The 15,216-nt window shown below is 55.4% G+C and carries 15 protein-coding genes; 7 read left to right on the top strand and 8 right to left on the bottom strand.

Going from position 1 to position 15,216, the window contains the following annotated elements:
* Positions 1-64: 64 nt before the first annotated feature.
* The 3 genes from KP702_RS02770 to KP702_RS02760 all read right to left on the bottom strand — a co-directional run bounded on the left by KP702_RS02770 (position 65) and on the right by KP702_RS02760 (position 2,948).
* The gene (locus KP702_RS02770; RefSeq protein ID WP_099210406.1) at positions 65-1,012 is read right to left on the bottom strand and encodes a heme o synthase; all 948 of its coding nucleotides are present in this window, start codon (positions 1,010-1,012) and stop codon (positions 65-67) included.
* The gene (locus KP702_RS02765) at positions 1,009-2,184 is read right to left on the bottom strand and encodes a cbb3-type cytochrome c oxidase subunit I (RefSeq protein ID WP_202206563.1); all 1,176 of its coding nucleotides are present in this window, start codon (positions 2,182-2,184) and stop codon (positions 1,009-1,011) included. The genes KP702_RS02770 and KP702_RS02765 overlap by 4 nt, the downstream gene beginning before the upstream one ends.
* 83 nt (positions 2,185-2,267) lie before the next feature.
* Positions 2,268-2,948 (bottom strand): class I SAM-dependent methyltransferase, encoded by a 681-nt coding sequence (locus tag KP702_RS02760; RefSeq protein WP_202206562.1) that lies wholly within the window; start codon positions 2,946-2,948, stop codon positions 2,268-2,270.
* Positions 2,949-3,111: 163 nt separating this feature from the next.
* On the opposite strand from KP702_RS02760, the gene KP702_RS02755 reads away from it, so the two are divergent.
* Positions 3,112-3,318: a hypothetical protein gene (locus KP702_RS02755; protein WP_202206561.1), complete on the top strand. Its 207-nt coding sequence runs from the start codon at positions 3,112-3,114 to the stop codon at positions 3,316-3,318.
* Positions 3,319-3,354: 36 nt separating this feature from the next.
* Here the strand turns inward: KP702_RS02755 and gshB are convergent, their stop codons facing one another.
* The 5 genes from gshB to uvrB all read right to left on the bottom strand — a co-directional run bounded on the left by gshB (position 3,355) and on the right by uvrB (position 8,494).
* Positions 3,355-4,332 carry a glutathione synthase gene (gene gshB / locus KP702_RS02750; protein WP_202206560.1) on the bottom strand — a complete coding sequence of 326 codons (978 nt, stop codon included), beginning with the start codon at positions 4,330-4,332 and terminating at the stop codon, positions 3,355-3,357.
* A gap of 83 nt (positions 4,333-4,415) precedes the next feature.
* The gene (locus KP702_RS02745) at positions 4,416-4,829 is read right to left on the bottom strand and encodes an NUDIX domain-containing protein (protein ID WP_202206559.1); all 414 of its coding nucleotides are present in this window, start codon (positions 4,827-4,829) and stop codon (positions 4,416-4,418) included.
* Positions 4,830-4,840: 11 nt separating this feature from the next.
* The gene (gene greB, locus KP702_RS02740; RefSeq protein ID WP_086634557.1) at positions 4,841-5,341 is read right to left on the bottom strand and encodes a transcription elongation factor GreB; all 501 of its coding nucleotides are present in this window, start codon (positions 5,339-5,341) and stop codon (positions 4,841-4,843) included.
* The gene (locus KP702_RS02735; protein ID WP_202206558.1) at positions 5,341-6,222 is read right to left on the bottom strand and encodes an aldose 1-epimerase; all 882 of its coding nucleotides are present in this window, start codon (positions 6,220-6,222) and stop codon (positions 5,341-5,343) included. The genes greB and KP702_RS02735 overlap by 1 nt, the downstream gene beginning before the upstream one ends.
* A 64-nt stretch (positions 6,223-6,286) precedes the next feature.
* Positions 6,287-8,494, bottom strand: a complete 2,208-nt coding sequence (gene uvrB / locus KP702_RS02730; protein WP_306795923.1) for an excinuclease ABC subunit UvrB — start codon at positions 8,492-8,494, stop codon at positions 6,287-6,289.
* 262 nt (positions 8,495-8,756) lie between these two features.
* On the opposite strand from uvrB, the gene KP702_RS02725 reads away from it, so the two are divergent.
* From KP702_RS02725 to KP702_RS02700, 6 genes are all read left to right on the top strand, one after another.
* A complete protein-coding gene (locus KP702_RS02725) occupies positions 8,757-9,173 on the top strand; it encodes a hypothetical protein (RefSeq protein WP_215768466.1) in 417 nt (138 codons plus the stop codon).
* Between the two features lie 197 nt (positions 9,174-9,370).
* Complete coding sequence (locus KP702_RS02720; protein ID WP_202206556.1) at positions 9,371-10,354, top strand: GDP-mannose 4,6-dehydratase; 984 nt, start codon at positions 9,371-9,373, stop codon at positions 10,352-10,354.
* A gap of 9 nt (positions 10,355-10,363) precedes the next feature.
* On the top strand, positions 10,364-11,287 hold the full coding sequence (locus KP702_RS02715; RefSeq protein ID WP_215768465.1) for a GDP-mannose 4,6-dehydratase: 924 nt from the start codon (positions 10,364-10,366) through the stop codon (positions 11,285-11,287).
* 147 nt (positions 11,288-11,434) lie between these two features.
* On the top strand, positions 11,435-11,986 hold the full coding sequence (locus tag KP702_RS02710) for a D-glycero-alpha-D-manno-heptose-1,7-bisphosphate 7-phosphatase (RefSeq protein WP_373687826.1): 552 nt from the start codon (positions 11,435-11,437) through the stop codon (positions 11,984-11,986).
* A gap of 355 nt (positions 11,987-12,341) precedes the next feature.
* Positions 12,342-13,799 (top strand): glycosyltransferase family 1 protein, encoded by a 1,458-nt coding sequence (locus KP702_RS02705; RefSeq protein ID WP_215768464.1) that lies wholly within the window; start codon positions 12,342-12,344, stop codon positions 13,797-13,799.
* On the top strand, positions 13,796-15,166 hold the full coding sequence (locus KP702_RS02700) for a glycosyltransferase family 1 protein (protein ID WP_237389837.1): 1,371 nt from the start codon (positions 13,796-13,798) through the stop codon (positions 15,164-15,166). The genes KP702_RS02705 and KP702_RS02700 overlap by 4 nt, the downstream gene beginning before the upstream one ends.
* The last annotated feature ends 50 nt before the right edge of the window (positions 15,167-15,216 follow it).

Raw genomic sequence — 15,216 nt, 5'->3', positions numbered from 1 at the left:
CCTCCTGCAATTCCGACGATACGGCTCTGACGCCGTTTCGCTGCGAGATCAGGCATCGTTGTTTTCATGACAGCAGAACCCGATCCACCAGAAGACCACAAAATAGAAAAAACAGATAAGCCAGCGAATATCGGAAAGCGAAGCGCGCTGGCTTGTCTTTTGTCAGGCTTACGCCCGTTGCATCCTGCTGGTCCATCAGCACACGCAAGGCGCACAGGATGAAACCCAGATCCAGCAGGCTTGTCGTCACTGTGTAAAACATTCCGCATTCATGCGCGAAAGATGGCCACAGTGAGACGGCCGTGAGGATGAATGTATAAAGAAGGATCTGCCAGCGTGTGTGACGGGCGCCTTTGACGACCGGCAGCATCGGGATCCCCGCTTTGTCGTAATCCTTGCACGCGTAAAGCGACAGAGACCAGAAGTGCGGTGGCGTCCAGAGGAACACAATGGCGAACATGGCAACGGGCAGAACTGCCATGGAATTCATAGTCGCTGCCCAGCCGATCATCGGAGGAAACGCCCCTGCGGCACCCCCAATCACGATGTTCTGCGGCGTACTCCGCTTGAGCCACATCGTGTAAACGACACTGTAGAAAAAGATCGAGAACGCCAGAATGCCTGCGGCAAGAGCATTTGTGGCGAGCCACAGCACGACAACAGACAGTACGGACAGCGCGATACCATAAACCAGCGCGCTATCCGCTGGCATTCTGCCATCAGGGATCGGGCGTACATTGGTTCGGCGCATGACTGCGTCGATATCGCGGTCGTACCACATATTGATCGCACCGGCGGCGCCAGCACCGATACAGATGCACAGGATGGTAATGAGGCCAATGGGGATGGACGGCCACTGTGGAGCCACAGCCATGCCCGCAGCGCCGGTAAACACCACAAGGGAAATAACCCGCGGCTTCAGCAGAGCCAGCCAGTCCTTGAGCGACGAGTCTCCTTTATCGCCCAGAACTGAAAAAAGCCCCGAGGGGGCTAAGGGTGTTGCTTCACTCATGCTTTGGCCCGGGCGCGCCCGGTCTCCTTGATCAGGAAAAGTCCGAGTATGCCGAATGTCAGCAGGCTGAGGCCCATCAGGCCTTCTCCGACTACCATCAGCGCTGGTGTCAGAGAGCAAAGAGCTCCCACAAAGGTCAGGCCTGCATGCATGCGGCTCAGTGGAGACGGAATATGATCTGGGAGCACACGCATCATCCAGGCATAGAAACCACCACAGAGAGCCATAATGCCACCAAACGCCGCGGCTGAATGATCTGTTCCATGCCCCGGCATGAACTCTGCAATCCAACCCGCAGAGAAAAGGATCACACTTCCTAGAGCCCAGAGCGTCGTCCCATCCAGCTCCTGGCGCTGCTTCCAGACGTCAACGCAAAGCGCAGTTACCAGCAGGACCGACGGCACAAGCTGGGTCAACACCACGAGGCTTCCCTGCACTGCCGCAGGCACACCACCGAAGAGGCCGTCCATCCAGAAGAGCGGGCCCACGACAGCCATCACGCCAAAAGCATACGGAGCCAGCCGGTCAGCCAGTCCCGGCTTATTCCGGCTGGATGACAACAGATAGCAAACCAACCCCAGCGCTGGGGTCAGCATCAGAGATGTTTCTGGAAGATGAAGCATGCTGACCAGCTCATGAGCAGCATTGGCCGGAGCACCATTGATCATCATCCGCGTCATGATTGCAGCAAGGACAGGCGCGACAATCGTCACACCGGATGCTGTCGCAAGCATGGACCAAGCCAATGGAGAGAGCTTCCGGAACTGAAGAACACGCCCTTCGAGAAAAGTTGTGATGACATCCAGCGCAACAGCGAAAACACCCACGGCCCAGAGCGCAAGTGCAATGATTGGCTGGATTGGAAGAAGAACAATGCCGGATGACAGGAAACAGAAGCCCGTCAGTGTCAGAGCCGGAAGAGTCGTTCTGTCTGTTCCAAGCTCGGCAGGGAGGAGCCATTGGCCGAATCCACCGAGCGCAGCCGGACAGATTACAAAGAAAGCCATCAGAATGCCGTGGCAGAAAGCCTGCCCGGCAGTTGGATGAATCTGAAGGAATGGCAGAGCCAACGACCCACCCAGAAGACCAGCAAACAGTGCCAGTAAAATAAAGGATGCGCCGATCCGTCTATTGGAAAGAGCGGGGGTAGAGTCGAAGGCCTGATAAGTCATGATCGCGTAGTCGGTCCCTGCCAAGGAATACCGCAGCGAGCGTCGGAATACTCGGCGCCGGCTTAACCGGAGCCATACGCCGATCAGGCGACCAGGGCTGCGGCATCGCTTTTACTCTCGCATTGCGGCAATGTCACGAGTGTAAACAGCCCGGCAGGTGGAACAGGCGTCATAGTCGCGCGTTTCAGGTCTTCTGGTGGCAGAAGAGACTCGATTGCGAAGTCCGGATGCCAGCCGAGGGAACGCGAGGCACGGGCCATGCCGCGTTCTACTGTCAGACGCAGGCCACCCGTTGCAAGAAAGTGGTTCACAAACAGGATGTGACCGCCCGGACGAACAACACGCTTCAGTTCGGCGAGAAGACGGTCGGGGTGTGGAACGACGGACGCTACGAACATCGCAACTGCGATGTCAAAGCTGTTGTCTTCGAAAGTCGTGGCTTCTGCATCCATTTCCAGCAGGTCATCGACATTGGTCAGACGGTCCTGAAGAATGCGCTGACGTGCGCGGTCAAGCATGTCTTCCGACAGATCGATGCCGGTAATGCGTTTATCCGGAGAATATGACGGCAGCGCGAGGCCTGTCCCAACGCCGACTTCAAGAACCCGCTCTCCTGGGAGGGCGTTTACGGCTTCAACAGCCCTCTTGCGTCCATAGCCGGAGATACCACCAAAAACAGTATCGTAAACTCGCGCCCATCGACGATAGGCCGCCTTGACGGCCTCCGCATCCAGTGCAGAACGCGGGGAGAGGGTTGAAGACATAATATATGCGACCTTCTGTGTCCGCTCCCCATCAAGACTGGAGAGCTTGTCCGGAAACTTCGTTCAGTTGGGTCCTTCTTGCCCTTCAAGACATGCATCTGGCAAGACACGCGTTGCGGATGACGGGCGAGTTACCCGTTTTTCACCGTTTTGGAGGTCCCGGATGCTGAATTTTCTGCTGATCGTGCTCTGCCTCGTTACATGGGCCGGCGTCTACGTGTTTCATTTTCGGGAAAAAATCACGGAATGGTGGGATAATCGTTTTGTAAAGGACAAACCACCGGAAGCGCAGGACGAGCCTGCACCCGAGTTGCAGCTTCCTATCCGCTATGATGCGGTGCCCCCTGAAACAGAGAAAAAAGACGCCTGAGCTGTACCGCCCAGACGTCTTTCTTGTTCCTTCACTTCAGGATGGATAGCGCCGCTCAATCGCATCCCAAACCAGCCCGGCACTGTTGATGCCCTCAAAGCGATCCAGTTCCTGCAAGCCTGTCGGAGACGTCACGTTAATCTCCGTCAGCCAGTCCCCGATCACGTCAATACCAACGAAAATTAGGCCATGATCTCGAAGGTACGGACCGATCGAATCACAGATCTCCCGATCGCGCTCCGTCAGTTCCACCCGTTCTGCACGCCCGCCAACATGCATGTTTGACCGCGCTTCCCCTGTAGCTGGAACGCGGTTAATGGCCCCAACTGGCGCTCCATCCACGAGAATAATGCGCTTGTCTCCAAGGCGCACAGCGGGCTCATAGCGCTGGATCATCAACGGTTCGTTGGTGCGGGCAAAATGCATTTCCAGCAGAGCCTTCAGATTTTCATCATCCGGCTTGATGCGGAAAATTCCGGCGCCGCCATTGCCGTAAAGCGGCTTGACGATGATGTCCTTGTGCTGCTCGCGGAATGCCAGAATATCCCGGCTATCCCATGCAACCAATGTCGGCGGCATAAGGTGCGGGAAATGCGTGACAAGCAGCTTTTCAGGCGCATTCCGGACGGCGACTGGATCGTTCACGACCAGTGACAGCCCCTCGCCCACCCCATGAACGTGCTCAAGCATATGGGTCGCGGTGATGTACCCCATGTCAAACGGCGGGTCCTGCCGCATCAGGATCACATCGGTCTCGCCCAGCGGAAGAATTTCTTCTTCACCAAACGTCGCATGATCTCCGCGGACCCGGCGAACCTCAACCCGGCGCGCGCGCGCCTGAAGGCGGCCGCCCTTGCCCTGGCCTTCAATCAGACTGAGCGTGGTTACAGGATAAACCCAGAGCTCGTGTCCACGCGCCTGCGCTTCAAGCATGAGGGCAAAAGTAGAGTCGCCATCGATATTGACCTGTTCTAACGGGTCCATCTGTACGGCGACCCGGAGTGAGCGGGACATGTCGGAAACTCCGGCTAAGGAAAAATGGGATTTTATTCTGTAGCGGCCAGAATAGCTTTTTCAAAGCCACCCACAGCTCGCTCTCAAAAGATGTCGGCCCGGCTACGCAAAGCGGCCATAGCCTGCACTGTCGGTGTGGTCAGGGAAGAGGGAAGCTCACCCAAAGGAAACCAGCCAAAATCACTATGCTTTTCTGGCTCCATGAGCCTCGGCGTTCCATTCAGTTTCGTCACCAGATAAACGGGGGCGATCCAATGCGTACCGCTCTCCCGATCAGACTGCTCGACCAGACACAGCATGTCCCGGGCGTGGATCGTAATGCCCAGTTCTTCTGCAACTTCCCGTTCGACAGCACGCGAAACAGGCTCAAACAGATCTACTTTACCGCCGGGTAGTCCCCAGCATCCGGCTTCGGGCGCCTTTTTGCGACGAATCAGCAGAAGCTTTCCATCCACGAGAATGGCAGCGCCACATCCAACACGCGGTTCAGATTGCACGACGCCCTCTTTCAACCCTGTGACTCAGGATAAGTGATTTTGAGAATTTCGATTTCGACAGGGCCACGAGGCGTCTGCAACATGGCCACATCCCCGACACGGGTTCGCATCAGGGCACGTGCGATGGGTGAAATGAGACTGACCTCCCCCCGTACCAGATCCGACTCGTCTACACCGAGGATCGTTACGGTGTGTTCGACATCGTCCTCATCGACATAGGTCACGGTCGCGCCAAAAAAGACCCGATCCCGCGTGGTCTGCGCCGCAGGATCAACGATGACCGCATTTTCCAGCCTTTTTCCCAGAAACCTCAGACGCCGGTCGATCTCCCGCAATCGGCGTTTGCCGTACTGATAATCGGCATTCTCAGACCGATCTCCATTGCCTGCGGCCCAGGAGACGATTTCGACAATGCGCGGACGCTCTTTCTGCGCCAGTTCCTTGAGCTCGGCCCGCATGACCTCAGCACCGCGCGGGGAAAGATAATGCGAGAGTGGTGTTTTTTCAGACATTAGAGCGCCTGGACCCGAAAGCGCATCCGACCGCCAATCCGTGTTTTTGGTTTGAGGAGATGCAGCCCGCTAGCAACAACATCCGCCTGATTGATAGCGTCCGTCATGTTCGTAACAGGTTCCACAGCAACAAAAGGACTATCCGGGGAGGTAAAGACGACGAGATGCTTGAAGATCGGGTCTGCCTCGACCGTCACTGCCAGCCCATCATTCGGCCGCTTCAAAACAACCCGTCCCCCAAATCCTGCAAAGCAGTTATCGACAAAACGGTCATGAGCGGGCTTGGGCGTATGAAAAGACCATTCCCCATCACAAGGAACATCCTGAACAGGCAAACCATCCGGAGACGTCAGCCAGACCTTTTCAGCATCGAACGAAAACGTTGCATCTTCTGCTGCGGCAAGGAACGGATGAAAGCCAAACCCAACCGGCTGTTCCACATCATCCCGGTTTTCAATGGCAATCTGAACATCCAAACCTGCGTCTGTCAGTTGGTAAGACAGGGCAGCACGATAGGCAAAAGGCCATGCCTGATCATTCTCTTGCGGGACATGATACAGCGTCAGAACTGCGTGGTTTGCCTCCTGATGAGCAATAGTCCAAGGCTGCTCCCAGGCATTCCCGTGGATGGTGTGCGGATGGTCTCCCATGTTCGGCGCCAGATCGTAACTCTTTCCGCCAAATGAAAAGCGCCCCTCGGCAATACGATTGGAATACGGAATTAGCGGGTACGCCCCAACTGCCACTCCATTCAGCGCGCGCAAAGCTGCATTTGGGGTTGGTAGAAAAATATCTTTTCCATCCCGCTGCCAGAGGCCGACAGAGCCTCCCGTTTCGGGAAGAATAGTGAGCCGGCTCTTGCCGCAACTCAGTTCAATCATGACAGTCTGCAATCCTGATAATGGCGGTCGGTCATGGGCAACCCGGGGCCCTCATATAGCCGGATCAGCGACGCCCGCCACGTTTGCGCTTGTTCGGGTCATAGCCGCCGCCGCCCGGCCCGAGGGGTGTTGGGCCTTTTGGCTTTTTCCCGCCCCCCGGTCGCCCGGCGGTTGACGTTGCCAGCGGTGGTGGCTCCAGGCCCATATCAATGGCTTCCAGACGCCGCACCTCATCACGCAGCCGGGCAGCCTGCTCGAAGTCCAGATTGGCGGCGGCTTCGCGCATCCGCTTTTCCAGCTCCTGAATCGTAACAGGCAGAGACTTGCCAACGAATTCTTCCGTGTCGCCAGCATCGTCCGGCGCAACAGTGACATAGTCCTGCTCAAAGATAGACGACAGCGCATCACCAATCTTGGAGCGAACCGTCATGGGCGTAATCCCATGAGCTTCGTTCCACTCAGTCTGCCTTGCGCGTCTCCGAGCGGTTTCCTCAATCGCGAATTTGAGGCTGTCCGTCATCTTGTCCGCATAAAGCAGAACTCGACCATCCACGTTACGGGCTGCACGGCCGATTGTCTGGATCAACGATGTCCGGGATCGCAGGAAGCCTTCCTTGTCTGCATCCAGAATGGCGACGAGGGCACATTCCGGAATGTCGAGCCCCTCTCGCAGCAGGTTGATCCCGACCAGAACATCAAAAGCACCCAGACGCAGATCACGGATAATCTCGATCCGCTCCAGCGTATCCACATCAGAATGCAGATAACGCACTTTGATCCCCGCTTCGCCCAGATAATCCGTCAGATCTTCCGCCATACGCTTGGTCAGCGTTGTGACAAGAATGCGTCCGCCCTTGGCAATCGTCTCACGCGCTTCGTGCAGCAGATCATCAACCTGACCTTCCACGGGCTTCACATCTGTTACCGGATCAATCAGACCTGTCGGACGAATAATCTGCTCGGCAAACACACCCCCCGTCTGTTCCATTTCCCATGGTCCAGGCGTTGCCGAGACAAAGATACTTTGCGGCCGGAAAGCATTCCACTCACCAAAGGCGAGCGGGCGATTATCAATGCAGGATGGCAGCCGGAATCCAAAGTCAGACAGGACAGATTTTCGCGCCCTGTCTCCGCGCTCCATGCCGCCAATCTGTGGCACTGTGACGTGGCTCTCATCTACAATCAGAAGAGCATCTTCCGGTAGATATTCGAACAACGTCGGCGGCGGATCACCGGCGCCACGGCCTGAAAGGTAACGGGAATAGTTCTCAATCCCTTTGCACGCCCCAGTCGTTTCAATCATTTCCAGATCAAACGTCGTCCGCTGTGACAGGCGCTCTGCCTCCAGCAATTTTCCTTCTTCGGTAAACTGCGCAAGCCGCTGCCGAAGCTCGTTCTTGATCCCGATCATCGCCTGATTCAGCGTTGGTCGCGGTGTCACATAATGGGAATTTGCGTAAACGCTGATCTCAGCCAGATCAGCCGTTTTATTTCCCGTCAGAGGATCAAACTCGGTGATCTGATCAATCTCATCCCCGAACAGAGACACACGCCAAGCGCGGTCTTCATTCTGCACAGGAAAAATGTCGATCTGTTCGCCGCGCACACGGAATGTCCCGCGCTCAAAGGCCGCGTCGTTGCGACGATACTGAAGCTCGACAAGGGCTTTGATGAGCTTCTCGCGATCAATCTCGCCGCCCATCTCAAGCCGGACCACCATTTTCGAATACGTCTCAACCGAACCGATACCGTAAATGCAGGATACGGACGCAACAATGATAACGTCATTCCGCTCCAGCAGAGCCTGCGTTGCTGCATGGCGCATCCGGTCGATCTGTTCGTTGATCTGGCTGTCTTTCTCGATATACGTATCTGACCGTGGAACGTAAGCTTCCGGCTGATAGTAGTCGTAGTACGAGACAAAATATTCGACGGCATTATCAGGAAAAAACTGCCGCATCTCGCCGTAAAGCTGGGCAGCCAGCGTCTTGTTTGGCGCAAGGATCAAGGTAGGCTTCTGTGTCCGCTCAATGACCTTGGCCATACTGAACGTCTTGCCCGACCCCGTCACACCAAGCAGCACCTGATCCCGCTCTCCCGCCTCTACACCCTGAACAAGCTCCCCTATTGCGGTGGGCTGATCCCCTGCGGGCTCATAGTCAGCTTTGACCACAAACTTCCGCGTCTTGGCCTTGGCAGGCTGCATTTCAGGGATGAATGCTGTCACGGGCATTTCGGTCGCATTGCGGAGCGCGGAAGGTTTTTTGGCCATAGGGTCCAAGATGGGAAAGAAACGGGAACATCACAAGAGCGTCTCACCGGGCTTGTCGTTTCGTTCTGCAATGACGAATGATGAAAATCGTGATGATTACCCATCTTCTGTTTCCAGAACCAAAGCCACCGCGCCAAGCGCGTGTCCCGGGAATACAGAAATCTGCGAAACTCAATTTATGACATAACATTTCTAAAAATGGATAGTGAGACTCGTTTTCTCGCGCTATTGAGGCGAGCACATTTCGGAGGGAAGACCGATCATGGACGTCCAGACGATCGAGCAGACGTACAATCAGCTTCAACAACAGGCCCGGCAATCCGCCCAGGCGCTTCAGGCGCTGGGAGGCAAGATGCAGACTGCCGCACAGACCGGAGACTTGCAGGCTCGTGAGTGGTCTCTGGACCTGCGTGAATTGGCTCTGTCCTTTCAGGCGGAGCAGCAACAGGTCACCAACCTGCTTCAGCAATTGCACGCTGCACTCGAAAATGCTGCGAACAGCCAACTAGAGACGATCACTGCATCATCGTCCTACACTGCTCAACCACCCATTCAGGCTGTTGAACAGGCATCTGACAACGGATTTTTCTCCAATATCCTTAACTCCGGTTTTGCGCGCTCCGTGGAAGCCGGTACGGGGTTCAGCATTGGAAATGATCTGATCAAAGAGATTTTTTAAATCTCCTAGTTCTGATGCAGAATGGAACGTGCACGTTCGCCCGCTGCACAACGGACACGCTCCTTTGCCAGCATCTCCCACCACAACATCATGCGCCCACGCATTGACCGTATTCAGCCTAAAGCGCTAACCCACAACAGACTCATGCGGCCAGATGACTGGCGCGGATCGGTACCAGAACCGAGATCAGGAAAACCATGACTACAGCCCTCATCACAGGAATCACCGGCCAGGACGGCGCATATCTCAGCCAGCTCCTGCTTGGAAAAGGCTATCGCGTTGTAGGTCTCCTGCGTCGCTCTGCTTCTGCAGATGTAGTCGGAGAGAGACTTCGCTGGCTCGGAATTATTGACGATGTTGAATTGATCGATGGCAACCTGACCGATCTTTCGTCCTTAATCCGTATCATGGAAACTGTGCGACCGGACGAGATTTACAATCTCGCAGCTCAGAGCTTCGTCGCAGCCTCCTGGCAGCAGCCGCTTCTCACTGGAAATGTAACGGGCATCGGCGCCGTCAACGTTCTGGAAGCGGCGCGTATCGTGCAGAGCAAAGCCAGATTTTATCAGGCATCTTCGTCTGAAATGTACGGCCTGATCCAGCAGCCGGTACAGAACGAAAATACGCCGTTCTACCCCCGCTCACCCTACGCAGTTGCCAAACTTTACGCTCACTGGATGACAGTGAACTATCGTGAGAGCTTCGGGATGCATGCCTCATCAGGCATCCTCTTCAACCATGAGAGTCCCCTGCGCGGCATCGAATTCGTAACCCGCAAAGTCACGGATGGCGTCGCACGTATTAAACTGGGGCTGGCAAAGGAACTACCACTCGGCAACCTGGACGCAACGCGTGACTGGGGCCATGCCCGCGATTACGTTCGCGCCATGCACCTGATGCTGCAACAGGACACGCCGGACGACTACGTCGTCGCTACCGGCCGTACCACCAGTATTCGCGACCTTTGTCGCATCGCATTCTCTTACGCAGACCTCAACTACGAAGACCATGTGGTCACAAACCCGGCCTTCCTGCGTCCAGCCGAAGTAGAAGTTCTACTGGGGGATGCAAGTAAGGCCAAAAGAGTTCTTGGTTGGGAAGCCGAGACAACGCTTGAAAGCATGGTTGCCGAAATGGTGGACGCTGACCTCGCCCGCCATCGCAACCGGGCGACTATTTAAGGACGCTTCATGCGTATTCTTGTTACGGGCCAGCGGGGCTTTGTCGGGCAGCATTTAAAAGACCGGATGAAGGCTCGCTTTCCGCAAAGCGAGATCCTTTCTTCCAGTCCAGACATCCGTGACGCAGAAGCGGTTGATACCGCTATTGCGGCCTGTAAGCCGGACCATTGTATTCATCTTGCGGCCATATCAAGCATCGGCGACGCCAGGCAGGACCCTAATCATGCCTGGCAGGTCAACCTGCACGGCACGCTCCATGTTGCACGAAGCATGCAGCGCCATGCCCCGGAAGGCACAGTCCTTTTCGCCTCAACGGCTGAAGCCTACGGCTCCACATTCCAGCGCGGCCTTCCCGTCACGGAAAATGCCCCCCTTGCTCCTGGCAATACTTATGCAGCAACAAAAGCCGCAGCCGACCTTGCTTTGGGCGCCATGGCGAAAGAGGGCCTGAATGTCATCCGGATGCGGCCATTCAATCACACGGGTCCGGGCCAGTCAGTCGATTTTGTCGTCCCGGCTTTCGCCTCGCAGATTGCTCACATTGCCAAGGGCCTTCAGCCGCCGGAAATTCACGTAGGCAACCTTGATGCCCAACGTGATTTCCTGGACGTACGGGACGTCTGCGATGCGTATCTTGATGTCCTGATGACCGCCCCCTCTCTCGAACGCGGTACAATCCTCAATCTCTGCTCCGGACAGACACGATCCATTCGGTCCATTCTGGACGATCTGATCGCTATCAGCGGAATCAAGGCTGATGTTATCATCGACCCCACCCGCCTGCGCCCTTCCGACACACCCATCGCACGCGGCGATGCCACCCTCGCCAGAAGCACTCTCGGATGGGCCCCTCGTATTCCATGGCTGCAAACGTTGGGCGATATTTACAGAGACAGCCTACAGCAAGCCACCGCGAATGGTCTGTCACTATAAAGGACGTTACTGTTCGCCCTGTTCGATCACTCCATATTCCAGCATTTGACGGGAACCTGCTCACTGGAGCAGGATGTTCTACCAACTCTGATTCGTTATGGAGATCTGAAGGGTCTGTCCCTTCCCAGCGACATCCATGATCTCAGCGTGCCTGCAGATTTGGTCTTGGCCGAAAACGATGTACCGAAGAGACTACGCCGTCCAGCTGTGTTTCTTGACCGTGATGGCGTTATCAACCGCGATCATGGGTGGGTTGGAACACGCGAGCGCTTCGAGTGGGAACCAGACGTTCTCGAAACCATCGCTCAGATGACGGATAGCGGCCATCATGTTTTTATCGTCACAAACCAGTCGGGCGTTGCCCGCGGGTTATACACTGAAGACGATCTCAAACAGCTTATGGACTGGGTCATCGAGACTATCCGCAAACACGGTGGCACCATTGATGACTGGCGATACTGCCCCATGCATCCAGAAGCGGTGGTGGAACAGTATCGGGGGCAGAGTCCTGACCGTAAGCCAGCGCCCGGAATGATTTTAGACTTAATCACACGATGGGAACTGGACCCGGCCCGATGTGTGATGTTTGGAGACCAGCCTACCGATATTCAGGCGGCGGACGCAGCTGGAATTAAAGGTATTCGCGTTGGCCCGTCCACTCTCGCCGAACTGGCTTCCCACAGAGGTTCATTCCAATAAGTGCAAATATTCCTACCTCAGTAGCACTGGCTTTGTGTGTCCATATCAAGAACCCAGTAACGGCGAGGCTTTTAGATTGGACTGTCACGCAGGCAGGTTGAAGAACACAGACCTTTCCCCATCCTCTCAAAGACGTCTGATATCTGCCTTTGCTTCAGATGCGATCTGATCGATGGCGTCCTGATCAATTATGTCAAAAACAAAGTAATACCGAGAAATAAATAACAATTTATCGACACCTGGTAAGTTAGCCCCTCACCCTTGCTCACCCAAGGACACTTATTCTACAATCATCACTCGAAATATCTTGAATGACTGCCGTTTTCTTCGGCTCTACTGAAGCTAGCCTGGACCCATGAACAAAGATTACATTATCTGGATCGACGTTGAAGACATCTTTCAGTACTTCGAAAACAATGCGCGCCCCAGCGGAATTCAGCGCGTTGTCTTTGAAATACTGCATGTCATTCGGCAGCAGGCTGCCCAGAAACCTAGTATTGGCCGCATTGTTCTGACGCGCCGCGGCCAAGGGGAAACACACCTTCTCTCGTCCGTCTCTTTTGAAGAACTGGAAGCTCTTTTTTCTGTCCGTTCGGAAGAAAAAATTGCCTCTACACGCAAAACCGCACCTAAAAAACGACAGGATGCTCGTTCGCTCCTGCGCGGACTCCGTCACGCATTGATCCGGCGCCTTGAAAGTCTGCCGCCAGAACTTGCACGCCCTCTGCTGAATATTGCTGTCAATCAGCTGCGTGCATTTCAGTTACTGAAACGTTATGCACGTTCGAAACTGCACCGCACATCTTCTGCGCCCGCTCAACCAGCGCCCGTTACTCAGCCCTCTGCTGCCTTTGTATCAGCGAACTCTGATGCCTCCCCTCGGCCAGGTGATATTTTCCTGATCCTTGGTGCCGCATGGTCCGAGCCAGACTTTGGAGAGCGCCTGGCCAGCCTCCGCAAGGTATTTGGCGTTAAACCTGTTCTCCTTGTTTACGATCTCATTCCTGCCGTCAGGCCGGAATGGTGTGCCCTCTCTTTGATCTGCGATTTCCGACACTGGCTGGACACGACCCTGCCACAGTGCGGACGCCTCCTGGCAATCAGCCACTCCACAGCCAACAGTGTCGAGGAATATGCTCGCAAACAGCGCCTGACATTACAGGGCCCGGTCCAGACCATTCCAATTGGCAGTGGTTTTGGGCCCCCTCGACACGCTGAGGGCGAAAGACCCAAGGGACTTCCCGCAAAAGACAGCTATGTGCTGTTCGTTTCGACCCTTGAAGCCCGCAAAAACCACCTGCTGGCGTTTCGGATCTGGCGGCGTATGGTCATTGACCTGCCGCGAGATCAGGTTCCGACGCTCGTTTTTGCAGGACGCGTTGGCTGGCTGGTTTCTGACCTCATGCAGCAACTTGAAAACACGGAATGGCTCCGCGGGAAAATTCGCCTTCTGCGCGACCCCAGTGACGATGAACTAGCCCATCTTTACGACGGCTGCATGTTCACTCTTTTCCCGTCTCTCTATGAAGGCTGGGGCCTGCCGGTTACCGAAAGCCTCGTGAATGGCCGCCCCTGCGTGGCATCCCACTCGACTTCCATTCCGGAAGCTGGCGGTCCGCTGACCCGTTACTTTGATCCGGAAGATTTTGACGATGCCTATCGTGTTGTACGCGGGACAATCGAAGACAGGGCCGGCTTGAAAGTCTGGCAGGATCAGGTCCGCACACAGTTCAAACCCGTTCCTTGGGAAGACAGTGCAAATGCCGTGCTGGACGCCTGTCATGCCGCCTATCTGAGCGGGGACCAATCATGACGCTCTGGGTAGATATTGACGACCTTCTGTTCCACCTTCTGCATCACAGTCGACCGAGCGGAATTCAACGTGTCGTTTTCGAGATCAGCGCAGGATTGCGGGAACTCCGCGGACATGAAGTCCAGTTCGTTCGCCGGGGCCCAGACTCCGGAGACCCTCGCGGTTTCCGAACTGTGGACTGGACGTCTATTGAGACCCTGTTCCGGCAGATCATGGAAGGCAAGACTGCCAAAGCGGGCTCTTCCTCCCCCGGATCATTTCCCGTTACACCACCGATCGACAAAATTGCCTCAAAGGACGTTCTGACAACCTTCTTTAGAGCAGAAAGCTGGGCACTCCGGGAACTCAGCACGCTACCCCGCGCCCTTGCTCACCTTGCTCTGGACATGGGCCGCTCCAAGATAAAGGAACGTCAGAAAGGGCAATCCTCCATCCAGTACGATGAAGGGACCAGGCTAGCTGATGCCGCCCAGCCCGGCGATGTTTTTCTGACTCTTGGAGCGCCCTGGCATCATCCAAACTATGTTCAGAGCATCCGATGGATGCGTGATGAACTGCGTATGTCGTTCGGAATGCTCATGCATGATCTGGTTCCGGTTCGTCATCCCGAATGGTGCGACCGTGGGATTATCATGACCTTCAAGGCCTGGCACAGCGCAATTCTACCACTGGCAGACATGATTTTCGCAAATAGCGATGCCACAGCGCGCGATGTGCAGTCCTATCTGGCCGAACAGGACATTGGCACCAATGTCACCGTTCAGACCATTCCGCTGGGTACGGGCTTTGGTCTCGCGGATGCTCCCATGGCTCCTGAACCCGTTGTGCAGGAACCATACGTCCTCTTCGTCTCCACCATCGAAGCCCGTAAAAACCATGTCCTGCTTTTCCGGGTCTGGCGCAAACTGCTTGAGGACATGCCCGCAGAAAGCGTCCCCACTCTCGTCTTTGCGGGACGAGAAGGCTGGCTCGTTTCAGATCTCATGCAGCAGCTTGAAAACGCTCGCTGGCTGGATGGGAAAATCCGTTTCGTTCAAAATCCTACTGATGCCGAACTGCGACGTCTGTACGCTGATTGCAGCTTCACGATCTTTCCTTCATTTTTCGAAGGCTGGGGCCTGCCGGTGACAGAAAGTCTCTCCATGGGACGCCCTTGCCTGGCATCAGGGACAACATCCATTCCAGAAGCCGGGGGAGAGCTCACCCGCTATTTCAACCCCGACAATATCAACGAGGCCTACACGCTCGTTCGTAAGACCATCGAGGATGCCGATGGCCTGAAAGCCTGGACCCAACAGGTGCGTTCAGACTTCAAACCCGTTCCGTGGAACGAAAGCGCCAAAGCTATTCTTGACAAGATAAACTAACGATACCTTCGATCATCACCTTGAACAAAAATTAAAAAAGGGTGTTCCCG

Source organism: Gluconobacter sp. P5B12 (assembly GCF_018812035.1).
In the GTDB taxonomy this organism is placed as follows: domain Bacteria; phylum Pseudomonadota; class Alphaproteobacteria; order Acetobacterales; family Acetobacteraceae; genus Gluconobacter.
The sequence above is the reverse complement of the archived record's forward strand: the minus strand, read 5'-3'. Positions and strand labels throughout refer to the sequence as shown.